31 protein-coding genes are annotated in these 20,001 nt (G+C 60.1%); 10 read left to right on the top strand and 21 right to left on the bottom strand.

What is annotated here, in order from left to right:
• Window positions 1-81 precede the first annotated feature (81 nt).
• The 10 genes from I6A82_RS07585 to I6A82_RS07540 all read left to right on the top strand — a co-directional run bounded on the left by I6A82_RS07585 (window position 82) and on the right by I6A82_RS07540 (window position 3,542).
• Window positions 82-327 carry a hypothetical protein gene (locus tag I6A82_RS07585; RefSeq protein WP_198094376.1) on the top strand — a complete coding sequence of 82 codons (246 nt, stop codon included), beginning with the start codon at window positions 82-84 and terminating at the stop codon, window positions 325-327.
• A gap of 141 nt (window positions 328-468) precedes the next feature.
• On the top strand, window positions 469-660 hold the full coding sequence (locus I6A82_RS07580; protein WP_198094375.1) for a hypothetical protein: 192 nt from the start codon (window positions 469-471) through the stop codon (window positions 658-660).
• Complete coding sequence (locus tag I6A82_RS07575; protein ID WP_198094374.1) at window positions 657-998, top strand: hypothetical protein; 342 nt, start codon at window positions 657-659, stop codon at window positions 996-998. The genes I6A82_RS07580 and I6A82_RS07575 overlap by 4 nt, the downstream gene beginning before the upstream one ends.
• Window positions 995-1,225, top strand: a complete 231-nt coding sequence (locus I6A82_RS07570) for a hypothetical protein (protein WP_198094373.1) — start codon at window positions 995-997, stop codon at window positions 1,223-1,225. The genes I6A82_RS07575 and I6A82_RS07570 overlap by 4 nt, the downstream gene beginning before the upstream one ends.
• 1 nt (window position 1,226) lies before the next feature.
• Entirely contained in the window at window positions 1,227-1,550 is a 324-nt protein-coding gene (locus tag I6A82_RS07565) for a hypothetical protein (protein WP_198094372.1), read from the top strand.
• Window positions 1,547-1,822, top strand: a complete 276-nt coding sequence (locus I6A82_RS07560; protein WP_198094371.1) for a hypothetical protein — start codon at window positions 1,547-1,549, stop codon at window positions 1,820-1,822. Before I6A82_RS07565 ends, I6A82_RS07560 begins: the two co-directional genes overlap by 4 nt.
• The gene (locus tag I6A82_RS07555) at window positions 1,812-2,384 is read left to right on the top strand and encodes a hypothetical protein (protein ID WP_198094370.1); all 573 of its coding nucleotides are present in this window, start codon (window positions 1,812-1,814) and stop codon (window positions 2,382-2,384) included. The genes I6A82_RS07560 and I6A82_RS07555 overlap by 11 nt, the downstream gene beginning before the upstream one ends.
• A gap of 180 nt (window positions 2,385-2,564) precedes the next feature.
• Window positions 2,565-2,807 carry a hypothetical protein gene (locus I6A82_RS07550; RefSeq protein ID WP_198094369.1) on the top strand — a complete coding sequence of 81 codons (243 nt, stop codon included), beginning with the start codon at window positions 2,565-2,567 and terminating at the stop codon, window positions 2,805-2,807.
• Window positions 2,808-3,068: 261 nt separating this feature from the next.
• Window positions 3,069-3,356, top strand: a complete 288-nt coding sequence (locus tag I6A82_RS07545; RefSeq protein WP_332310943.1) for a thermonuclease family protein — start codon at window positions 3,069-3,071, stop codon at window positions 3,354-3,356.
• A 9-nt stretch (window positions 3,357-3,365) separates the two neighbouring features.
• Window positions 3,366-3,542 carry a hypothetical protein gene (locus tag I6A82_RS07540; protein WP_198094368.1) on the top strand — a complete coding sequence of 59 codons (177 nt, stop codon included), beginning with the start codon at window positions 3,366-3,368 and terminating at the stop codon, window positions 3,540-3,542.
• 710 nt (window positions 3,543-4,252) lie between these two features.
• Here I6A82_RS07540 and I6A82_RS07535 read toward each other — a convergent pair.
• The 21 genes from I6A82_RS07535 to I6A82_RS07435 form a co-directional block, all read right to left on the bottom strand.
• Window positions 4,253-4,555: a hypothetical protein gene (locus I6A82_RS07535; protein WP_198094367.1), complete on the bottom strand. Its 303-nt coding sequence runs from the start codon at window positions 4,553-4,555 to the stop codon at window positions 4,253-4,255.
• Window positions 4,555-4,791 carry a hypothetical protein gene (locus I6A82_RS07530; protein ID WP_198094366.1) on the bottom strand — a complete coding sequence of 79 codons (237 nt, stop codon included), beginning with the start codon at window positions 4,789-4,791 and terminating at the stop codon, window positions 4,555-4,557. The genes I6A82_RS07535 and I6A82_RS07530 overlap by 1 nt, the downstream gene beginning before the upstream one ends.
• Window positions 4,788-5,480: a hypothetical protein gene (locus I6A82_RS07525; RefSeq protein WP_198094365.1), complete on the bottom strand. Its 693-nt coding sequence runs from the start codon at window positions 5,478-5,480 to the stop codon at window positions 4,788-4,790. Before I6A82_RS07525 ends, I6A82_RS07530 begins: the two co-directional genes overlap by 4 nt.
• The gene (locus I6A82_RS07520) at window positions 5,477-5,848 is read right to left on the bottom strand and encodes a hypothetical protein (RefSeq protein ID WP_198094364.1); all 372 of its coding nucleotides are present in this window, start codon (window positions 5,846-5,848) and stop codon (window positions 5,477-5,479) included. Before I6A82_RS07520 ends, I6A82_RS07525 begins: the two co-directional genes overlap by 4 nt.
• Window positions 5,849-5,931: 83 nt before the next feature.
• The gene (locus tag I6A82_RS07515) at window positions 5,932-7,017 is read right to left on the bottom strand and encodes a hypothetical protein (protein WP_198094363.1); all 1,086 of its coding nucleotides are present in this window, start codon (window positions 7,015-7,017) and stop codon (window positions 5,932-5,934) included.
• Window positions 7,018-7,030: 13 nt separating this feature from the next.
• Complete coding sequence (locus I6A82_RS07510) at window positions 7,031-9,076, bottom strand: hypothetical protein (RefSeq protein WP_198094362.1); 2,046 nt, start codon at window positions 9,074-9,076, stop codon at window positions 7,031-7,033.
• 18 nt (window positions 9,077-9,094) lie between these two features.
• Window positions 9,095-9,763: a hypothetical protein gene (locus I6A82_RS07505; RefSeq protein WP_198094361.1), complete on the bottom strand. Its 669-nt coding sequence runs from the start codon at window positions 9,761-9,763 to the stop codon at window positions 9,095-9,097.
• Window positions 9,763-11,526, bottom strand: a complete 1,764-nt coding sequence (locus tag I6A82_RS07500) for a hypothetical protein (RefSeq protein WP_198094360.1) — start codon at window positions 11,524-11,526, stop codon at window positions 9,763-9,765. The genes I6A82_RS07505 and I6A82_RS07500 overlap by 1 nt, the downstream gene beginning before the upstream one ends.
• A gap of 150 nt (window positions 11,527-11,676) precedes the next feature.
• On the bottom strand, window positions 11,677-12,105 hold the full coding sequence (locus I6A82_RS07495; RefSeq protein WP_198094359.1) for a DUF6950 family protein: 429 nt from the start codon (window positions 12,103-12,105) through the stop codon (window positions 11,677-11,679).
• Window positions 12,105-12,719 carry a hypothetical protein gene (locus I6A82_RS07490; RefSeq protein ID WP_198094358.1) on the bottom strand — a complete coding sequence of 205 codons (615 nt, stop codon included), beginning with the start codon at window positions 12,717-12,719 and terminating at the stop codon, window positions 12,105-12,107. Before I6A82_RS07490 ends, I6A82_RS07495 begins: the two co-directional genes overlap by 1 nt.
• A 163-nt stretch (window positions 12,720-12,882) precedes the next feature.
• Complete coding sequence (locus tag I6A82_RS07485) at window positions 12,883-13,476, bottom strand: hypothetical protein (RefSeq protein WP_198094357.1); 594 nt, start codon at window positions 13,474-13,476, stop codon at window positions 12,883-12,885.
• Window positions 13,473-16,529, bottom strand: coding sequence for a hypothetical protein (locus I6A82_RS07480; protein WP_198094356.1), 3,057 nt, complete (start codon window positions 16,527-16,529; stop codon window positions 13,473-13,475). The genes I6A82_RS07485 and I6A82_RS07480 overlap by 4 nt, the downstream gene beginning before the upstream one ends.
• Before the next feature lie 69 nt (window positions 16,530-16,598).
• The gene (locus tag I6A82_RS07475) at window positions 16,599-16,922 is read right to left on the bottom strand and encodes a TM2 domain-containing protein (RefSeq protein ID WP_198094355.1); all 324 of its coding nucleotides are present in this window, start codon (window positions 16,920-16,922) and stop codon (window positions 16,599-16,601) included.
• 59 nt (window positions 16,923-16,981) lie between these two features.
• Window positions 16,982-17,212 carry a hypothetical protein gene (locus tag I6A82_RS07470; protein ID WP_198094354.1) on the bottom strand — a complete coding sequence of 77 codons (231 nt, stop codon included), beginning with the start codon at window positions 17,210-17,212 and terminating at the stop codon, window positions 16,982-16,984.
• Between the two features lie 14 nt (window positions 17,213-17,226).
• A complete protein-coding gene (locus I6A82_RS07465) occupies window positions 17,227-17,661 on the bottom strand; it encodes a hypothetical protein (RefSeq protein ID WP_198094353.1) in 435 nt (144 codons plus the stop codon).
• Entirely contained in the window at window positions 17,661-18,119 is a 459-nt protein-coding gene (locus tag I6A82_RS07460; protein ID WP_198094352.1) for a hypothetical protein, read from the bottom strand. Before I6A82_RS07460 ends, I6A82_RS07465 begins: the two co-directional genes overlap by 1 nt.
• Window positions 18,120-18,135: 16 nt before the next feature.
• Window positions 18,136-18,546 (bottom strand): hypothetical protein, encoded by a 411-nt coding sequence (locus I6A82_RS07455; RefSeq protein ID WP_198094351.1) that lies wholly within the window; start codon window positions 18,544-18,546, stop codon window positions 18,136-18,138.
• 3 nt (window positions 18,547-18,549) lie between these two features.
• Window positions 18,550-18,909: an HK97-gp10 family putative phage morphogenesis protein gene (locus I6A82_RS07450; RefSeq protein WP_198094350.1), complete on the bottom strand. Its 360-nt coding sequence runs from the start codon at window positions 18,907-18,909 to the stop codon at window positions 18,550-18,552.
• Window positions 18,906-19,232: a head-tail adaptor protein gene (locus I6A82_RS07445; RefSeq protein WP_198094349.1), complete on the bottom strand. Its 327-nt coding sequence runs from the start codon at window positions 19,230-19,232 to the stop codon at window positions 18,906-18,908. The genes I6A82_RS07450 and I6A82_RS07445 overlap by 4 nt, the downstream gene beginning before the upstream one ends.
• A complete protein-coding gene (locus I6A82_RS07440) occupies window positions 19,229-19,735 on the bottom strand; it encodes a head-tail connector protein (protein WP_198094348.1) in 507 nt (168 codons plus the stop codon). The genes I6A82_RS07445 and I6A82_RS07440 overlap by 4 nt, the downstream gene beginning before the upstream one ends.
• A 26-nt stretch (window positions 19,736-19,761) precedes the next feature.
• Window positions 19,762-19,998, bottom strand: a complete 237-nt coding sequence (locus I6A82_RS07435; protein WP_198094347.1) for a hypothetical protein — start codon at window positions 19,996-19,998, stop codon at window positions 19,762-19,764.
• Between the last annotated feature and the right edge of the window lie 3 nt (window positions 19,999-20,001).

The following is a 20,001-nucleotide window of genomic DNA, read 5'->3' as shown; positions in this document are numbered from 1 at the left end:
CCGCGCTTCGATGGAAAACCAAAAAGGCCCCGCCCGGCGGCAACCGAGCGAGGCCCACCACCGAACCGTAGGAGGGTTCTGATGGCTGACACCATATCTAGGCCGAAGGGCGCGAAGCTTAAAGACGCACGTCGTCTGGCGATCATCGCTGATTACGAAGTCGCCTACAAAGCGGCGAACGGTCGATCAATCCAAGTTGACTATTGGCGAGGCTGGTACTCCATCGCCACGCCCAGCGTGCAGATCAAATGCCGCGAACGGGAGATAATAAAGCGCACCGAAACACTCCGCGCCCATCTCTCACAGCATGAAGGAGAGAGGTCGTGAGCGAGGCGACAATCACTTATCGCGAGGGCGCGGCGTTGGCGTGGAGCGTGTCAGTTGACTGGCAGACGCTGGCGCAGTTCGCCACTCATAAGTTGGCTGGCCGGTTCATTCGCGCCCTCTCTCAGCAGGAGAGGAAGTAGCATGGCGGCCTTTATCGCTTGGTATCTGGCAACCGGATTTGGCTGTGTGCTGATGACAGGCGCGCCTCGCTCGAAAGGCGAGGTGTTGGGTGCCACACTGGTCAACCTGCTCTGGCCCTTTGTGATGGCTTGGGCGCTGTTCGATATCGTTCGCGCCCGCCTCTCCCCCACCCCTTCGGACAGCGACCAATGAGCGATCTTCTACATATTTTGCAGCACTCGCGCGGCGTAGACCAATACGGCCAAGGTGAGCGTTATCGAAACAGCTTCTTCACCGGGCCTGAGACTGACGACCACCCGCTTTGCATGGAGGCCGTGGAGCGCGGCCTGATGTGGCGGCGGGCCGCGCCAGATGGGTTCGGCGGAATGGATTTTTTCGCAGTCACTGACGAAGGCGACGAGTTTATTACTCGCGAAAGCCCGGCACCGCCCAAGCTGACAGCGGGGCAAAAGCGATATCGTGCCTATCTTGATGCCGACTGTGATCTGTCGTTTGGGGATTGGCTGCGGCGCCGGAGTAGGCCCGCATGACCTACACCAACCACCAAGACCCCACCGACGCATCCACGCTCCTGGCAGCAGCGGAAGCGATCGAGGCCGGCGCCACCATCACCGATGCGCTGGCAATGCTCGGTCCCCAAGAGCGCGCTGCGATCGGCCGCCTCAAACACAGGCCCGCGTCTGCGATGCTGCAGGAGCGCGATGCCAACCCCTGCGAGCTTATTCGAGAAGCCGCGGCGAAACTGGAAGGACGATGATATGACCGATGATGTGAAGGTGACGCAGGCGGACATAGGCTGGGCGACAAGTGCCGCCCAGCACCTTTGCGCTAAGCAAGATCGGCCTGCTGCCATTCGATTGTTGGCGGACGCCTTCGCCCGCCACCGCATTGCCACAGAACAGAACCTATCACGGCTGACCAGTGATGAGGTTGTGGAGGTTGCCGCGCGGGCGATCGAGGGCGCGAATTACAAAGGCCGGTTGAGCTCAACGTCCTTGAGAGACGCGAGCGTAGCCCTGTCCGCAGCCCTCGCCTCTATCACTGGAAAGGATCAGACCGATGCCGATGGAGGAGCGAAGTGAGACGGTTTATCAAGCCACACTGTGAATGCGGACAGTTCGCAATTGCCATGACGCCAAAAGGCAGACCGCTTTGCCCGGATTGCAGCGCCGAAGGTTACGGTGATGAAGATGAAGGCGGGGAGCCGGAAGAGCAGAGTGACGCGGCCTTTCTCAAAGCCTTGACCATGACTCTCTTCAAGAACGCAACGCCCGCGATGGGCATAGACCAAGCGGATTGCGAACGCCTTGAGCGCATCGCCACCAAACTAGAGGACCACCCCCATGCAGACTGAACAGAACGACGGTGCCGCGCTGGCGGATGGGCTGGAAGTGGTGCATTTTGCCAGTGCCGCCGGGCGCGATCAGAATGTCACTGCGTGCGGCGTGGACTTCGTATATCCTTTGCGCGGCAATGGCTGGAGAGCGTCCGAAGTCACTTGTCCTGCGTGCAGCAAAGCGATGGTGGACGCTACGCACGCCGCCCTCCGCGCCCAGCCGAATGAGCCGAGCGAGGCGATGGTGGAGGATGCGCTCATATCAGCGTTGTGCGATGCCGCCGATTTTGTAGACGCTGCGGTTGGCGAAGGCGTTGAAGTTTCAGGTCTCGACCCGCTTGGAATCTACGAAGACATTACCGGATCGTGGGAGGATAGCGATCTGATTGATTGGAGCAGGCCCGGCGAACTGCGTCAACATATCACCGCCGCCCTATCCGCCGCATCCCGTAACGATGAGGCGGTGGAGTTCGCCAAGGAAATCCGCGATTTTACGCAAAAATACGGAGCGTCGCGAGACTATGCCTCGGCAATGCTGGACCGCCTTAACGCCTACCTCGCATCGCAGGGAGAAAGCTGATGGACGATGCGAAGGTAGCGGAGATCGCGACCGAACTGCTTGAAGCGTTGCAAGGTTTAGCCAACGCTCTCGATGCTACGCCGGGGCCGCGTGGCGTAATGGAACTTGTCCCCGCGCAGCTTGAGAACGCCCGTGCGGTTATTCGCAAGGCCCGATCCCATATCTTACAGGAGAAAGAACGTGGCCGAGAAAAGCGATGTGGCGGGGCTTGTGGAACAAAACAGCGAGATGGTAGCGAGCATTATGCGCGCCGATCCGGTATTCAGTGACGCCTATGTAAATCTGTTGATGAGCAATTCTGTTGCCCTCACCGCACAAGCCGCCGAGATTGAGCGATTGCGGGAGGCGGGCGCTTACGTTGCGGAACGAACCGACAGCATTAGAAGGGGAGCGCGCAGAACTGACGCTCGCTTCAAGCTGTGATCCGCGCCGCTCTTGAACCTAGCGAGGTGAAGTGATGGGCGTTTTTGTCGTAAGCCATCGGCGCGAAATGGAAGAGGCTTTCAACGCTGGCCGGCAACAAGCTCTGAAAGCCATGACGCGCCGCGGCGGGAAGCCTCTTGAATTTGAAGAATGGCTTGAAGAGCGCGAGCGCCGCGCGCCACCCCCTATGCCAATCGGATGATGCTCGCAGCCCTAGCCCTGTCCCTATGCCCACCTCCGCCGGCTAAGCGCGTAACATGCGTGGTCGATGGTGACACTGCCTGGGTTAACGGCGAGAAGATCCGCCTCGCCAACATAGATGCGCCCGAAATCCGGGGAAAGTGCAGTTCCGAACGCGCCCTCGCCATCGCAGCCCGCAACAGGCTGGCGACCTTGCTCCGGCCCGGCTTCCAGATCCACCGCACCGGCACGGACCGTTATGGACGCACCCTTGCGCGGATAACGGTCGATGGGGTGGACGTCGGCCGCGTGCTGGTGGTCGAGGGGCTGGCCAGAGAATGGACTAGCAGGCGGGAGCCGTGGTGCTAGATTAGCGCCATGACACAGCAAACCATCAAGCTGACCTTCGATCCCGATACCGTAAAAGCAGCGCCGTATAATCCATCGAGCCTGTCCTATCTGCTAACCCGGCTTGTGCGTGGCGAGACAGTGGCAGACGGTGCGCTGAACCCGTGGGGAATTGAGGTTGAGGTGACGCCGGATAGGGTGGATTAGCTGCGGGCCTTATGGCTCGAATGACAGCGGTGTTTGCTCCGCCCTCGCCAACTAGTGTGCCCGCAGGTGGCTGCGCGAACTCGGTATGATCGAGCGGCACTGGTTTACGGCCTTGTGCCCTTCCCCATTGCAGCCGCCGTAAACGGATGCGGGTCTTGTATAACGCAGCCCCGGAACAATGCGCGAATCTCCGCAGAAAAGCAAGCGTTTTTGCTAGGCGCGGTGGGCGTTTTGTGGTAGAAGAATTGCGCGCTAGTGAGGCGTAGAAAAATTTCACCGGCTCGCCCCGCGCCGAGGCAGGACACAATTTGAGCAAAAGCTGCGACGTGCGCACGGTAGCAGTGAGTAGTGGACGAGCCGCGGGGTAGCTTATCCGGCTAGCGGACTGACAGCGAAGTCAGCTAGTGCGAAAACCGCCGCATTGATCACGCGGCGCGCATTAGTGATAGCAGGTGCAATTCCTGTCTCGCCGGGCTACTTATCCCCGCAAAGCTCCTCCCAAGGCGCGTTCAGATTGCGGCGTATCTCTGCGATCGTTTGCGCCGTATCATAAGTATTCCCCGGATCGTCCACCTGCCCCACTGGCAGCGCTGCGAACGTCACCGGACGAAACGACGTGCAGGACGTGTCCACGGTGCGGTATTCGATGGTCTTGCAGGTGCCCGCTGTCAGGCACAGGAGTAGAGCCGGCGATGCGAGTAGCGCCCGCTTCACTGGTCGCACTCCGCAGGACGCGAACGGTTGTAGGGATCGCACTGGACCTCGCGTGATGTCGGGTCGGTGGTGACCTCGGCGGATGCCTTGTTGGCGCGTCGGGTTCGTTTGGCCTGTTCTGCCCCAGATGCGGCCTCCTGAATTGCCTTCCCCCGCTCGACGCCCTCCGACACCCGCATGTCCTGCGAACGCGCTGAGAGGGCGTAAATCAGGCCTACAGCGATGATGACGACAGCCGCGGCGATTAGGCCCACCGACAGCTTGCTTAGGCCGGTGGCGCGCATGATGGTGGTGAGCACTATTCCGTCTCCTTCGTATAAAGCGGATCGTCCGCCTTGCCCGTCGCATCGGCGCCATCGAACAGGCCCTTCACCACCCAGCCTACGAGCGGCCCCATGGTCGACAGGACCGTGTTGACGAAAATCGTGGTGCCATCTGCGGACGGGATGAACGTGGCGGCCGCACCGAAAAGGAGGAAGCCGCCGATCACTAGGATCGCGACCCAGAAGCGCTGTTCGCCGGACAGGGTTTTCATGCCCACCCTCCAGCGCTAAGCGCGTTCTGGAACGCCAGGGCGTGGCTGGCGATTGCCGTCGCTTTATCCGTGCCGTTGATGATGCGACGTGCGTTTCGGAATTGGTCGAACCCGCCGCGCTCGGTCGGCAGATAGTCCCGAAGCGCCTTGCCCGTGAACGCACCCGTCTCCATGCCCTTCACCAGAATATCGCTGGCAATGTCTGGCTCTAACGCGCGGTCGAAGTCCTTCAGGAGAGAACCGTTGAGGCCTAGCGCCTTGTCTGCCCATTCATAGTTCCGGTCCCAGGTGAGCTGCACCAGACCCCGGCCATATTGTGGCTGTCCGTATTTACCCGGCTTGGCGTAAGGCCGGTTGCCACCTTTTCCCCATTCGGCGATCGGCTTCATCCGCGCTTCATGCCATGCGGTCGCCAGCCCATAAGCCAGCCATGCGATAGGCCAATGCGCGCCCTTGTGAAGTAGCGCCTCGATCGTGTTGACCTGCACCTGATCGAGCGCGCCGGTGATCTTGCGGACCTCGGCATAGAAGGCGGCGGGGTTGGCTAGGGTGTGCGCGGAGGCGACCCGCGCCATCCCCCAGCGATCGGCAATGCCATCGATGACCGGAACATCGTTCGCGGGGATCTGATTGTTCGGAGCATATTCGCGCATCGCAGCGAACAGCGCGGCTCGGTCACTCTTGCTCATCGCGCCCCTCCCTGCCTGTGGTAAGCTTCCAGTCGGTCAATCCGCTCATCCTGCCGGTCTTGGTCGGCTTTGATTTCGGAAAACGACCCACTGCCTTGCGCCTCCAACAGCGCGCTCATCCGCGTCACATTTTGTTGCAGGCCGCTCAGCGTGGTCACCACCCAGAAACAAACGCCGATTAGCCCGGCGCTTACTAGCGCGGTGATCAAGCCGCCGACCCATTTCCACTGTGCTGGTATATCAAGCTCCTTCGCATCGTCTCTGGGGTGCGATTGTTCGTAGGCCGCGATCGCTTGGTGAGCGACGCGCTGGACAAGCCTTTCCACCTGCACAGCGTCACCGGGATTGGGATGCCATTCGTCGCCCATTATATTCTCCTTGTCATGCGCGAGATTGCGCGGAGGGGGTCAACTGCGCTCCATCTGCGGATAGGTGCCGTTGAAGGGCACGGTCACGACCCGAACACCGCCAGATCGAACGCCTCATCGTCGCTCACCATGCGGTCGTAAATGACGGCATGGGTCAGAATGGCGTCGGGTGCGTCCAAAAACATAGACGTTATTGCCGTCGGTGGAGTGCGAGAAACAGACGCTGCGGTGTTCTGACCGGCTTGGCCATGCGATATGATCCCCGCCCGTGCGCCGAAGCCGCTGAAGTATGCGCCGACAATGGGGTTGCCGTTGAAGTTGCCAAGATTGCGAGCGATAAGAGGGGGCGTCGCTTCCGCCAGAGACGGTCCACCGTCTTGCACAACCGAAATTGAACCTTCGTCTAGCCCGGTCCTATTGTATTGAGATAGGATGCGAATGAGGCCGTTCGGCGCATTGTCATTTCGCAAAAGCAAAAACACAGTTCGCCGCGTATTGCCATTGTCAGGCATGAACGCGAAGCGCATCAGTAGCGTGGCGGCGCCAGACTTCACGATATCGAACGGCACGCCTCTCAGCGCAAAATCGTCTTTGCTGCGCGTAGCCAAGTGCGGGACAAAGGTTCGCGCCGAATTGCTATTGGTGACCATGATGTCACGCGCTTCTCCCGATACGGTGACCGTTCCGGTTTTGAGACCAGAGCGCGTGTAGAACCGAGCAGTCCGTTGGCCTGCTTTGACCTCACGCCGTAGAGCAAGATCGCTCGCGTTTGGTGTTACGGTGCCAGAGCCGCGCCACGAAACAAGAATGTCCTCGCCTGCGTCCGTGGCGGTGAACGATGCACCATCAGCATCGGACTCAAGAAAGTTTCGGGTCTCTTTTTCCAGCAGCAAACCGACTTCGTTCTTCTCGGGTATCATGTGGTAGCGCGGTGCGTTGCCCGACACAGTGCGATAGCGACCGAGGCTATCCAAGTATTGTGCGTCGGAGCCCCCACGCACCAAATTCACAATGTCACTGAAACTCTTCTCCTCGCCGTCAACGCGATAGATCTGGTGCGAGAAGTCGAGCATCGCGCGATAGTCTTGCGCCCCGTAAAAACCGTGAATGTTGCCGATTGCAGCGGCAGGATTAACCAGCCTGGCGTCGGACTTGGTGATGAGTGTCATATTGTCGATCCTCTTAGATATTGATCCACGCGCTGCGCTGGACGTAGAGTTGCATTCCTTGCGGGCCGGGTTGTTGCGCTACCCAATCCCAATGGGACCAGATGAAGGTAAAGCGGACGCGCTCGGCTCCGTTGGGGCCGTTTTTGTCGAATTCGGGGAAGAAGGTTGGCTTGTAGATGTCCTGCGTCGGCTCTGCGACGAGTTCACTACTCATCGTCCAGCTATTACCGTCCGCGCTGAACCCGAAGAATACGTTGGCGGTGTCGGTGTTTTGATCGCGCCGATTGCAGCAAAGCGCGAACCGACCGCCCATGTATTTGACCTCGGAATGCCAGAGGTCGATGTTGTGGACGGCTAGAAAATCGGTTTCAGATGCGAGCGTCCACGGGCCGGTCCAAGACGGCCCCGTGTACCGCTTGAAAACCGCGCCGAGATTGAAAAACAGGTTCCAATGGCCTGCGACGGGATCGTAGAGCATGGATGGCGACAAGCCAGACCCACCCGGAGGACCAATGACCTGTTTCGGTGTCCAGTGCACACCGTCATACGTTTTGCTGGCGTGGTAGGTGTCAGGCGTCGATGTGGACGGGAAAACCTGCGTCTCTCGCGTACACCAGATCATCCCGCCATCGGTCGGATCGTAAGCAAGGAACGGGTCGCTGCAATGGCTGTCGTATGCGCGCGAACCGGTCCCCGGCTTGCCGTGATGGAGTGGTTGCGGCGCTTCGGGAATGAGGTCGAATGTCACCAGATCATTCGTCCCGAACAGGCAGGGCGTTTCCTGTCCTTCACTTGCAGCGGCGTGGTGGCTGTCTGTCAGAAGATAGCGATAGCCGAGAAACGGTTGCCGCATCGGCAGGATGTATGGATGGACCGCACCGCCGGTGGCGTAGGGAAATGGCAGCTGGGCGACTGGGTTTTCATCGGTGAGCGCAATTTGTGTCAGGACGCTGTCTGGCACGTCGTAATTGTTCGGAACGTGCAAGGCTGGAGGCTCGACATAGGGCAAGCATTCGGATTGAATATTCGTCACCATGGCCCGCGTTTCGGCGGAGTATTCATCGCGCGCTGTCTTTTCCGGCGCTTCAAACCGTGCTGGATTGTTACTCAGCGCCATGCGAGCATGATGCTGGACCGAACCACCACCCACCGGATAAAATGCCCCGCGCGCATCAATGCGCCGATAGATTCCGCGCTTAGCGTCCCACGCCTGCTCTAAATCATCGCCGGGTCGCGAATAACCAGCAACGCTTTGCCGCCGCTCAAATTCCGTCTGAACAGATTCATCCAAGTCGGAAAGGAAAAGCCGCCCGTTTTCATCGGTTCGGCGATATGTGTTGCCGTCTGCGTCCACCGCCTTTTCAAGATCGGCACCGGCGTCATAATCTTTCTCGATTTCATTCGCTGCAAATTCGGCACGATCCGCGCCATCCTGTGCAATGGTACTGAAAGTTTCCAGCTCGTCGCGCACGTCGTTGGCGGCGTTAATCGCAGCGGTTTCCGCCCGGTCTGCTTCGGTCGTCGCTTTTGCCGCAAGCGCACCGACGGCTTCAATGCCGTCGATGTGCAGTTCGACAATTTCATTCGCCGCGACGGTGAAAGATACACTGTCTGCAGGTTCCGGCGCGTTGGTATTACCGCCATAGTTTCCAGTTGGAGCCGCGCTATCCGAATCCACGGTCCCCGGAAGCGCCCAAAACGCACCGTGAAGCCGCGTCGTGTCTCCAAGACGCAGACCATAGGCATAGGCCAGCGCAACGCCCGGCTCGCCTACACGGCCCAGCCCGTTCGGATCGGACATGGTGCTCTTGTTAATCCGAACCGTTATCGTGCTAATCGGCACGCCTTTTTCGGTAGTAACGCTTTCGAGCTTCAACCCCTCGGCCGCAGCAGTCGTCACAGTAGCAAGATTGACGATCGCGGCACCGGGGGTGTCAGGATAGAGGCGGACTGCCATCGTCATCGCAACGCCGGTCAGATTGATGCCGACCACGCGGATTGTAAACGTGCGCAGTTCGAAGCGCCTGGCGCTAAGCGCCAAGCGGGCTGATTGTGCCATATTATGCTCCCGGAAGGGTTAGAGTTCGATCGCGATCACGTTCGCGGTGGCGCCCGCGAGAGGCCCCAAAAGGCCGGATGTGAGGGCGCTCCCGCGCACAAGCACCTGAACGCTGTCTTTCGTGCGGCTGCCCGCCACTTCGCTCCATTCGTAACGCCCGATCGCGATGTTCGGGTTGGGTGCTAGAACGATCACCTGCGGCGTTTGTGCAAAGCCCGGTTCGCCAGCCATTGTGAACGGGATCGTTGCGATGCCGCTGGAATTGGTCTGTGCCGAGAATGCGCGTACACGCTTCACCGCGTTGAAGTTGAACGCCTGCGCCTTGTCCGTTGCCAACTCGCCGGTCGAAGTCAGGAACCCAGTCGCAGGCTTTCCGCTGGACTGTACCCAGCCTGCTACTTCCATGAGCGTGCGCGTGCCATCGCTCACCGCGCGCAGCTTCGGCGTCCATCCGTTCGGGCCCTCATCACCGGGCAAGCCACGAAGATCTGGATTCAGCGATGGGTCGCTAAAGATCGGCACGTCTTTTTCGAGGCCTTCGGGTATCTGTCCGCGCAGCAACAGCACAGCCATTGCGTCCTCTGGCGCGCTGGGCTCGCGTGCTGTCAGCCGCAAGATTGTCTGCCCCGCCGCGCCTTCCTGAATGATGCCAAAGATCCGGCGGTTGGTGGGCAGAAACTCGCTCACTACTGCACCTCGCTTTCCTGATACCTTCCGCCGCCACCATAACCTCCTCCACCATCACCGCCGGGGGGCGTGGTCGTCGGAGGATAGGTGCCATCCGCCACCTGCGTGACCGCGTAGCGAATGATGACGTTGCCGCTGTCTGCCAGTTCGTCCAAGGCAGGCAGCAAAGCAGCGCTGTAAGACTGGCCCGCCAAGCTCCACAAAATGACGTAAGAGGTCGCTTCGTTAAGGCCCGTCACGCTGCCCGCTGGCAGATCAATCTTGCGCCCGTCGTCAAGCGTGGCGGTGAACGCTGCGATCGTCGCGCTGGTGGTGTCGGTTGTGACCGGGAAGGCCACCGTCTGACTGACGATCTGGCGCGCCGCAGTATCGGGCTGCGATACGCTCGCGGCTACGGCGTCGCGCTCCTCTGCTGTCTGTCCAAGATAAGGCGTCGTCGGCGGCACGGCGGTTTCGCCAAGGGCATACGCATGTTTCGCCGCGGTCTCGCCAATCAGGGTTAGCGTCGTCACCATCGTGGCCGGGTCGATATCGCGGCGGAGGATTACCGCATCTGTATCAAGACCGGCCTGCGGTAGATCGAGCGCCAGGCAATCGCCGGGCCGGTAGTGGCGAAGGCGCGGGCCTACGGGAATTGTAATCGGCCACAGCTCGCGGCTGTTCGCCATTTTGTACGTCGCGAGCTGACCGCCCTGCTTTACCTTTTTGACGAAGTTGAAAGGCCAAGTTTCGGTGCGCGGTTCGCCGTCTTCATCGCGATAGGTCTGCCCAACAATCGGGTCGCACGGCAACAGCGACCAGTTTTGATCCGGTATCAGCACCTGCGGGATGACCGTATTGATCCGATCTCGGTAAGACTGCATCCCGGTCGCTTCGATATCACCGAACACATCGGCTTCTGTAATCGTGTCCAGCACCACGCGCGGGCGGTCCCAATGGAAGCTCAACCCGCTGGTAAGAGGCAGCGGCTCCCCGCCGCCCGCGATGCAGATATCGCGCAAGTTCCCCCAACGGTCGCCCGGCTCGAACACCACGCCGAACATCGTCCAGTTATTCGCTTCGCAGTCGTTCGCCCACGCTGCCACCGCCTGCCAGTCTATCGCTTGGGCCGGCAGCCCCATGCCCATCACGCGCTTGCCGTTCTGGTAGCGGCCATAGGCATACATGCCTGCATGAAGCGCGGGGGTTTCAGTCCATTCGTAAGTTGTCTCATCACCGAGCCGGTGCGATCCAGAGCCGCCGGGGAACGTGTCATCCTTGCGCGGATCGTAGGCACGCACCCATTTCGCCACCGCGCCGCCTTGTGGCAGACCGCTGGCGTATCGTTTCCCGTCCTTGTCGAACTTATAGTTCCGCGCCATCGCGGCCATGCCGGATAGCTTGTGCTGCGCGGTCCATCCCGGTGCCGTGCCATAAGGAGGCACCAAAGCATCCGGCTCCGGCGATAGGCCGAGCTGCGCATCGTAGGCAAAGAAGTCGTTATAGTAGGCACCGACCGGCGCGAACTCGAACTGCGGCACCATCGCGGCCGCGATCGGCCCCGCCACCGAGTAGACCATGATTTCTAGCAGGTACGGGTTCGGCACCTTCTTCAGCGTTGGGCCGTAACCGACACGATGGCGCAGGACACCAGCGAAGTAGCCCTCCCCCATTGCGTAAGGTGACGGCGGATCGACCTCAATAACTGTTTCGGTTACGCTACCGCGCGCTGGTGGCGGCTTAGTCAGAGCGCGCGATGCGATTGCCGCAACGCCGGAGACCAACCCGGCCACCGCCACGATACCGCCCGTTCCTCCTAGCGCGCCTCCTAACGCCGTTGCGGCGAACGCTGTGCCGCCCGCAGTAAGCACTGCCGTGCCGATCAGAGCAGCAGCACCCGCAATGATACCGATCGTCTTGACCGCTTTAGCCATTCAAAGCCTCCACGCCGCATCGATCTCGTCTAGCGTGACAGCGAGCATCACCATTTGCTCGGCGTCCTCACGCCAACCGAACAGCTTGCCGTTGCCTGCCGACACCATGACCGAATCCATGCCCTCGGTGCCTTGGACCGCTGCCAAATCACCAAGGCGCATCATGGCCGGCGCGATGCGCTCAAGATGGCTGTCGAGCAGCGCGATCATGCTGTCGTGCCCCATGCCGGTAAGAGCGCGCTTCGCTCCCAACGGACTGCGGAAGTCCGGCACGCTCGGCAGCTTTCGGCCCATCATGCGTGCCTGATACTTGGCGAGGTGCGCGCAGGTCCGACGCTTACGCCAATCGAACGCGCTCTCCCGAAATTTGGCGAGCGTCTTCTCCGTCGCGACGCGGCGACGTTCCAGTTCCGGCACTGCGGCGGGCATCAGTAGGAAACCATCCTCGGCATGAAGTTCCGCGCGCCTCCGCCATAGGGCCCCCCGCCCCCATAACCCGATCCGCTCACAACGCTTTCCGTGCCCCAAGCCACGGAACGCTTGATGCCCGCGGCGTTGTTCTGCCCAAGCTCCCCCGGCCACACGGATTGATGGAAAGTCGGGCTCAGCGAATTGCCGATGTCCAGCTCGAACAGCCGCTCCATTTCAGACACGATCGTCATGGACAGCGTGCGTGCCTTGCCGACACGAAGGCTGGTCTGATCGATCTGCCCGATAAACTGCTGATCCGGCGGGGCTATCGGTAGTCCGGTTGCAACGTCATATTCGACAATGGCGAACGTCACCCGGCTGCGCTGATAACCGGGCCGCGAAAGCTCTCCTACCGGCGTTGCATCGGGCGGATATAGTTCGAGCTGCAGCGCTGGGATTTCATCGCCGCGGCCTTCTCCTAAGCTCTCCACGCTCGCAATGGCGCCGAACTTCGGATCTTCGCTGAGATAGGTGCCATCGCCGTCGACCGTGATGAAGCCGCCGTCGCAGAGGCGCGCCGTGTATTCTGGCAGCTCGATTTTGAGGATGCCGGTCAGAGCGATATGCTGCATCAGCAGAACAAGCTTTTATAGTTAGCAAGTGCCAATTCGGGCGTATCCCCGCACCCATGCCCGATAAGCTTACCCCCTTCGTATCCGCTCGCCCTCCATGCGTTTGGGGTTTTTTGCCCAGCACCAGGATGGCGATCAATTTCGTAACGATCCGCAATTTTCATCACGCCTGCTCCCTTATCGTCACGGCCACAGCCACCAGCCCGTTGACCGGAATTTGCCAGCTGGTTTCGTCACCTTCTGGCAAGCCCTCAATCATGGGTTTCCCGAGATGCACCTTGTCGCCATCCGCAAACGGACGCCGCAGCGGAGGCCAAATGCTAAGCTGTGCCGATCCGCCGCTGCTCGCGATGCCGCCAGCGGCAACATTGTGGAGAAAATGCTGCCCCGTCGCGCTCTCAATCGACAGCCACCACCCTTCGCGGAAGCTGTAATTTGGTGTGAGGCCGCGAACAGCCAGCGTCGTTCCGGCCTGCCCCGCCCCGTCAACCACCGGAGCGTTGGGAAGGCCCTGCGACACGAACAGAGGATAGGGCACGCGCAAGCCTTCTGCCTTCGCGCGCAACAAACGTGAAACAATTATACGGGACCGCTCTGGAACCATAGGCGGGAACTGCAAAGCGATGCGGAACCGGCTACCAGGGCGATCAACGCGCAGATCGGCTGTACCAAGCGGAGAAGATAGCGTCATGCCATAGTCGAGCAAAGCGGGCACTGCATCGACAGGGTGCATGTCGGCGGGAAGCTGAACTGTCATCGGCCCGGCACCCGACGCGACTGGCGAAATGCAGCGTTGCTTTGCGCAACTTGGGCACCGGCTGACGCAATCCCTGGGGCCGAACGCATTACACGCCCATCGACTACCACATCGAAATAGGGAGAAGGAACAACTTCCAGGCGGCTTGGGCCACTCCTCCCCCCACCGTCGTTCGCCGGATTGCGCTGGACGTTCAGCAATTCGCCGCTGCTTACGCGAGCGATCGGATTGCCGTTGAGGCTCAACAGGTTCTTATCGATACCCGGATGACCGCGAATGATACCGGAACCGCCATTCGCCCACTTCGGCAGGCCGCCGCTCAGCGAGAGAACACCGCCGGCCTGCCCTTGGTTGCCACCTCCGAAAACGGCAGCGCCTTTTGCAAAGCCACCCATCCATCCGCCGGTTCCGGAACCGCTTGCACCGCCGCCGCCGCCGAACAAACCGGCGAGGCCCCCAAAGATACCGCCGAGTCCTCCACTCCCGCTTTCGCCGCCACCAAACGCTAGGTCGGCCAAGCGATCAGCAAGGCGGTCCAGCACTTTTGCCAACGCGTTGAAGCTATGCTGCTTCATCCAGTTTTCGAAGAACTGGCCGAGATTGCCGTCCATTGCGGCTTGCAGGCCATCGCGGAACGCCCCCCGGAACGTGCCCTGCATATGCGCGCGTTCCCGGTCCATAGCCTCGCGCGTGGCCTGTGCCATTGCGTCTTCGGCTTCCATCGGGTTGTCGCGATCAGAACGCAGATCGAAAACGCGATCGGCAATCCGCTGGCGCTCTTCCATCCGCCGAATGGTCGCCGCGTCATCACCACGCAGCCGTGCAAGCTCAATCTGGTGAGCTTCGGCTTCCGCTGTGGCACGAGCTTGCGCGCGCTCTAACCGCGCCTCTTCCAAGTGAAGCAGGTTCAGCTGGGCCTCTTCTTCGGCAGCAGCCAAATCCACGCCTTCGGCGCGCATTTCAGCAATGCGCTTTTCGACAAAAGCTTTGTCTTCAAGAACCTGGATCGCCTTAAAGTCGCCGCGCAGTTCGGCGAGCTGCATGTCGAGGCGGTCTTGCTGCAGCCCCCGCGCCTTCGCCTGCGCCTCTGCCCGCGCCTGATCCAGCTCCAGCATGTCTTTCTCGGCCGCCGTCGCAGCCTGAGCCTTAGTCAGTCCGGCGCGCTTATAGGCATCGATCCGGCTGCGAAGGTCGATCTGCCGCTGCAACGCGCGCTCGGCTTCGCGGTCGTCCTTTTCTCGCGCCACGGCGAGGGCTTGCTGCAACCGCAGATCTTCGCGTCGATCGGCAAGCTCTTCAGCGCTCGGCCCGGTCGGACCTTTACGTGCTCGCGAAGTCTTAGGCTTCGGCCCCGGCTTAGCGACTGCGTAATTCCGACCGCCGCCTTTGCCGTCCGTCCAATCCGCTAGGTTATCGAGAAACTTGCGGTCTTCTGGGCTTATTTCGTCGTTTTCGTAGCCGCCCTCAGCCTTAGGGCCACCAAGCTTGGCACGGCTCAGCGCGCCCACCATCTGAAGCGCGCGGCCGAGAACGGGGAACAGGCCTTCGATCCACTGGCCAATGCGAATGACGGCGCTGCTGACGGTATCGACAGCGGCTTCCCAAGCGCCCGACCAATCGGCCGAGAGCAGGCGCACAACTGTCTCGATTGCGCCGCCAAGATAGTCAATCAGCCCGGTTGCCAGTTCGATGACAGCAGACAGAACGGTCCCGATCAGTTGCCCGCCCATTTCGGCGGTGATCTGGATTAGTTCGCCAACCTTCTGACTGATCCACTCCAACGCTTCGCCCAGCGGGCTTTTCGCCAGCTCGTCGAACGCCGCAGTGATGCGGTCGGAGGCCTCGCGCAGCGTCTCGAAAAAACGCTGGAGGGTTGGACCGACGCGTTCAGCAATGGCGCTCATCTGCGTGCGAACGCCCGCAAGGATTTCATCCTTGAACATCAGCAGGAGCGATATGACGAGGCCGACTGGTCCCGTAAGACGCAAGAACATGGGCGCGAGTTTGCCGAGCACACTGGACAAACCACCTAGCCCGACAAACAGCTTCCCAGCATAAACGATCAGCGTGCCCAGCGGATTGATTATCAAGCTGATAATGGGAAACACCCCGCCTAAACCGACAAGGAAGGCAGGCAGCAAAGTGACTACGATGGCCGACAAAATGACCGATAGCGGACCCAGCGCGGCAAGAAAGACACCGAAACCGACCGCAGCACTTTTCACGCTTTCCGGGAGGCTCTTAAACCAGCCAATCAGCCGCTCGATGATAGTAGCCAACTTCTGCGCGTACGGAGCGAGCAAGTTGCCGATCTCGATCGAAAGTTCTTTGAAGTTTGCCTTTATGCGCTCGATCTGATTGGCAAGACTTCCCCACGTCCGTGTTGCGTCGTCATTCGCGTTGGCCAGTCCCTCTACGATCAGAGCCTGTCGAGCCATGATCTTGCCGTACTCATCTAACTCTTGACCACTCGAAATAAGGCCAAGTTCCAGCGCCTTGGTCTTGACTGCCGCTTCATTGATGAACACGCCGAAATCGCGCAGCGGCTCGCTTTCACCCGCTAACCCAGAGCGGATTTTCTGCATCGCGGTTTCGAACGGAACGTTGAAAAACGAACCGGCATCTACAGCAAGTTTGGTGAATTTTTGCGAGAGGCGTGCCGCGGCCTGCTCGGTAGGGGCTGCCGCGTTAAACAGTTGACCGAACGCGATCGCGCCCTGCTGCATCTGTTGCGTAGATCGGCCCAATGCGTCGCCGGTATCCTCGGCCCATTTGTTCATACCTGCCGAGAGACTGCCAAACGTTACATCGAACGCAGACTGAAGTTCGGCAGCATCGCTCGAGGCTTTTGTGGTTAGCACGGCGATTGCGCCGAGCGGCAGCGTCAGACTTGCCGTCAATCGCTTGCCCATGTTGCCGACCGCCTCTGCAACGTCTCCAGCTAGGCCGATGATGTTCTTGAACACGTTCGATACGCGAGCGGTGCCGCGTTCGAAGTCGTCCAAATCCCAACGCAGGGTGGCCGACAGATTTGCAATTGGTCCGCCAGCCATAGGTTTCCCCCCAAAAAAAAAGGGCGGCTCCAAAAGGAACCGCCCTTGCGCTAACTTTTAATATTCAAGCTAAGAGTATCGCTCCGCGAAGTCCTCTTCGCTAATTGTCAAGAAATAGATCATTTCGCCGAAAGCGACGATTGCTGGAATGAAGGTCCAACAAAACACAAGATAAAGCAGTCCCAGCCCAACGTTGCCCAGATAGAAGCGATGTGCTCCAATTCCTCCTAGGAAAAGCGCCAGCAGGATGGCGGTCGTTTTGCTCTTAAACCCGGAGGATTTTCCGACCGACTGCCGCCCCCCGCAATGTGGACAGGTCGAAGCCGTTCGGGCGATGTTGGAACCGCATTCACGACAGTGAACCCCGTCTTTGATCAACAACTGTTCGTTCATAACGCCTCCCCTTAAGTTGGGCGGGGATATGTCGTGTCACTCTACAGCACAAGTTGATTCTAAGAGCGTCGGTTCAAGAGCATTACCCAAAGCTTCGCACCGACATGCCGTTCTTCGGGCTCTAACTCTTCGGGTTCAGGCTCCGGCATATCGCCAAGTAGGCTCTCCAGTGTGGGGTAGGTTTTCGGGTCGGCCATCCCACCGAGCCGCCCCGCGAGCCATGCGCCGGTGATCATGCGCTTGTTCGCCAGCTCCTGCTGCTCCGCCGCACCGGCCAGCGACAGCATCACCGCATAAGGCGTGCTTACGAAGAACTCTTCGTGCGAGAGCCCCGCTTTGCGCCAGGCTTGGTAGATGCTTTGCCAGCACCACCGCTCTTGCTCTCCGGCTCCGGCGTCTCGGCCGCCGCCTTTGCGTTTCCCACCGGAATATCCGTCGCCTTCATCGCGGCGGAAATGCCCTTCTTGACCTCGGGATCGCCGCTCATAGCCATGTCGATCACGAAATCTTCCGTGATCCCCGGATGATTGCGCACCAGAGAGGCGTAGAGGATAGCGATCATGACCTTCAGCTTGGGATTCATACCCTGCGCAATGGCCTGCTTCGTTTCCTCGATCGCATCCAGGGAGGAATAGCCGAGCACGTCCTCCATATCGATAAGGATGCGGTTGTTTAGCGTCATACGGTAAGTTTCCCCGCCGTATTCGAAGCTACTGGTGCCTTCGTAAGCGTTGCCCATTATGCGGCCGCCGGGGAAGTCAGGTCGCCTTCATCGTACCGGCGAACGCGGCCCGTGATGGTGGCGTCGTTGACAGTGCCAACGTTGCGGCTCGGCTTGTCGTAGCCCAGCAGGATGATTTCGCCAGTCCCTTCGACCGTCGAACCGTCATTTGCGCCGCGCAGCACCACCTTCATGGGCCGTCGCTCCTTGCTCATCAGATGCTCTTCGATCAGCAGATGTGTGGCGCTGCCGGGGCGATGCTTCAACGTCGCCTGGAACGTGGTCCAGTCACCCAGGCCGGGCAGATACTGCTTCACTCCGCCGCTTCCCATGTCGGTATCTTCCTGCTCCTCGACCATGAAGCTTGGCTCCTTGATCGACTTCAGGCCCATCACCTTGGTCAACGTGCCGGTCGAACTGGTCAGCCACAGCTCTTCGCCATCGGCCACCACGCCTTCTACATATTCGTCTGCCATGAGAGGTTCCTTTTGATCAGCGGTTGGTAGGAATTACGAGGTCGGACAGCCGACGGAATATCCGCAGGTTGCCGAGGTCTTCAGGATCGAAATCGCGTTGGAATCGCAGCTGAGCGCGCGAGAATTGGACACCCTGCACGAGCTTGGCTTGTTCGAGTTCGGCGATAACGGCGCGGTCGAGTAGGATGGCCGAGCCCACCGACAGCCCGAAGCTCTCAAAACGAACAAGGCGCTGTTGAACCGGGTCAGGACCGGCTTGGCTGTAGGTCTTCCCCGGCGAATTGATCGTCACCACCACCGCCGGGAACGCGGTCTTTTCGTTCGACTTGCGTTCGTGCAGGTCGATCGCAGGGCGGCTCTTGAATGTCCCTGCGATTTCGGCGATTGCGGTGCTCGCGCGGAGACGGGCGATAAGGGCCTCTTCCATCGCTCACACCGCCCCCTCTATTCGCGCACCCACACGGCCGCCGAATGATTGAATCACCGCATCTTCGTTTTCGTGCCATGCCGGGCCAAGCATCGGCTGAGCCCGCATGTTGACGGTCCCGAACTCAAAAAAATGGCCCTTCCAGTCGCCGATGACGACGCCCACGGTTCCGTCTTCCAAGATTCTCGGCTCAATGCTGTTTCGCAGGTCACCTTCGTCCACCGGAGCCAGCGATTGCGCGTCCTTCGCTACTGGTTCGAGCGCCGCCAGAGCATCTTGCTGTAGATCTTCATCGCTTACTGACTGGCCGACCGCAGCGATGTTCTTCAGCGCTTGTTCAATGCCCTTCAGTTCAAACTTCATGACAGCCGGGTCGCGGTAATCTCGCGCCCGTCACGGTCGAGCGGCACGTTGCTTTCAATATCCCAAACGGCGCCATCGAACGCGATCTGGTCGCCAGTTCTGATGCTTCGCGTCAAAGTATTTGCGCGCACACGGAATGTCGCTGGAACCTTGGCGCTTTCCTTCGCCGCCTCGCGCCGCTCGCTGCCTTTACCGTAGATAACCTCGGCGTAGGCCTCGCCGATCGCGGTAGGCTCGTCAGCGTCCTCCGGCTCTCCGAAACTATTCTCGGTCTGTTTGTAGCGCTGGAAAGTGATGAGGTCGTCGCGAGGGCCGGCTTTCATGCGCGCCAGGCCTTGAACTGCCGGCATAGATTCTTCGCCGTGGCCTCCGCGCGCTGGAATATTTCACCGCCTTCGCGATCGGCATCATAGGCGCTGATCAGTATCAGCATCGCGCGAACCATATTGCGAGGCACGTCGTCGGGGCTCGCGTAGCCAGCGGTATAAGTCACCTCGACCACCGAACCGGTTTCGAGATAAGGCCATGCTGTGCCGATCGGGTTGAGAACCGCGGCGGGCCGCACGGTCTGATATAGCCGCGCGCCTTCGATGGGTACGCCGCCGACCGCGACAGAAATGCCCGTTTCAGCAACGGGCCAATACCGCAGATTCAGATCGTGGCCAGAGAAACGCTCAACGACCTCGCGCGGTTCAAGAAGGTGGCCGGTATAGGCCTCCACCCAGGCGGCAGCGTCGGGGATGAACCCGGAGATCGTGTCGTCTTCGTCGTTCCCGATCACTCGAAGCTGTTTTTTTGCATCTTCAAGAGTGACCGGGAGCGCCATATCGTGTTCCTTTCAGAGCGCCGGGCTCAGCCCTTCGCCTGCTCCTTCAGGTTCTTCTCGACCGCCTCCGAACTGGTCAGCGTCGGATCGTTAAAATCGATCTTGTTCTGCTCGGCGGACGTGCCGGCGCGCGGGTCCGCGTCGACTGCGGGGTGCTTCATGTCGACATCGGGAACAATTTGCTGCGGCGCACCGGAGGTATCCACGGCCTCGGCGGCATCTACGCCGTTGTCGGTGACGTCGTCGGTTTTCTTCGTGGCCATTCG

Source organism: Novosphingopyxis sp. YJ-S2-01, from assembly GCF_016093175.1.
GTDB classification, from domain to species: Bacteria; Pseudomonadota; Alphaproteobacteria; order Sphingomonadales; family Sphingomonadaceae; genus Novosphingopyxis; species Novosphingopyxis iocasae.
The sequence above is the reverse complement of the archived record's forward strand: the minus strand, read 5'-3'. Positions and strand labels throughout refer to the sequence as shown.

Coding starts and splice junctions, on each gene's coding strand:
- I6A82_RS07585 (WP_198094376.1), top strand. CDS start 82: ATGGCTGACACCATATCTAGGCCGAAGGGCGCGAAGCTTAAAGACGCA.
- I6A82_RS07580 (WP_198094375.1), top strand. CDS start 469: ATGGCGGCCTTTATCGCTTGGTATCTGGCAACCGGATTTGGCTGTGTG.
- I6A82_RS07575 (WP_198094374.1), top strand. CDS start 657: ATGAGCGATCTTCTACATATTTTGCAGCACTCGCGCGGCGTAGACCAA.
- I6A82_RS07570 (WP_198094373.1), top strand. CDS start 995: ATGACCTACACCAACCACCAAGACCCCACCGACGCATCCACGCTCCTG.
- I6A82_RS07565 (WP_198094372.1), top strand. CDS start 1,227: ATGACCGATGATGTGAAGGTGACGCAGGCGGACATAGGCTGGGCGACA.
- I6A82_RS07555 (WP_198094370.1), top strand. CDS start 1,812: ATGCAGACTGAACAGAACGACGGTGCCGCGCTGGCGGATGGGCTGGAA.
- I6A82_RS07540 (WP_198094368.1), top strand. CDS start 3,366: ATGACACAGCAAACCATCAAGCTGACCTTCGATCCCGATACCGTAAAA.
- I6A82_RS07530 (WP_198094366.1), bottom strand. CDS start 4,791: ATGAAAACCCTGTCCGGCGAACAGCGCTTCTGGGTCGCGATCCTAGTG.
- I6A82_RS07525 (WP_198094365.1), bottom strand. CDS start 5,480: ATGAGCAAGAGTGACCGAGCCGCGCTGTTCGCTGCGATGCGCGAATAT.
- I6A82_RS07520 (WP_198094364.1), bottom strand. CDS start 5,848: ATGGGCGACGAATGGCATCCCAATCCCGGTGACGCTGTGCAGGTGGAA.
- I6A82_RS07515 (WP_198094363.1), bottom strand. CDS start 7,017: ATGACACTCATCACCAAGTCCGACGCCAGGCTGGTTAATCCTGCCGCT.
- I6A82_RS07510 (WP_198094362.1), bottom strand. CDS start 9,076: ATGGCACAATCAGCCCGCTTGGCGCTTAGCGCCAGGCGCTTCGAACTG.
- I6A82_RS07495 (WP_198094359.1), bottom strand. CDS start 12,105: ATGCCCGCCGCAGTGCCGGAACTGGAACGTCGCCGCGTCGCGACGGAG.
- I6A82_RS07490 (WP_198094358.1), bottom strand. CDS start 12,719: ATGCAGCATATCGCTCTGACCGGCATCCTCAAAATCGAGCTGCCAGAA.
- I6A82_RS07485 (WP_198094357.1), bottom strand. CDS start 13,476: ATGACAGTTCAGCTTCCCGCCGACATGCACCCTGTCGATGCAGTGCCC.
- I6A82_RS07480 (WP_198094356.1), bottom strand. CDS start 16,529: ATGGCTGGCGGACCAATTGCAAATCTGTCGGCCACCCTGCGTTGGGAT.
- I6A82_RS07475 (WP_198094355.1), bottom strand. CDS start 16,922: ATGAACGAACAGTTGTTGATCAAAGACGGGGTTCACTGTCGTGAATGC.
- I6A82_RS07465 (WP_198094353.1), bottom strand. CDS start 17,661: ATGGGCAACGCTTACGAAGGCACCAGTAGCTTCGAATACGGCGGGGAA.
- I6A82_RS07460 (WP_198094352.1), bottom strand. CDS start 18,119: ATGGCAGACGAATATGTAGAAGGCGTGGTGGCCGATGGCGAAGAGCTG.
- I6A82_RS07455 (WP_198094351.1), bottom strand. CDS start 18,546: ATGGAAGAGGCCCTTATCGCCCGTCTCCGCGCGAGCACCGCAATCGCC.
- I6A82_RS07450 (WP_198094350.1), bottom strand. CDS start 18,909: ATGAAGTTTGAACTGAAGGGCATTGAACAAGCGCTGAAGAACATCGCT.
- I6A82_RS07445 (WP_198094349.1), bottom strand. CDS start 19,232: ATGAAAGCCGGCCCTCGCGACGACCTCATCACTTTCCAGCGCTACAAA.
- I6A82_RS07440 (WP_198094348.1), bottom strand. CDS start 19,735: ATGGCGCTCCCGGTCACTCTTGAAGATGCAAAAAAACAGCTTCGAGTG.
- I6A82_RS07435 (WP_198094347.1), bottom strand. CDS start 19,998: ATGGCCACGAAGAAAACCGACGACGTCACCGACAACGGCGTAGATGCC.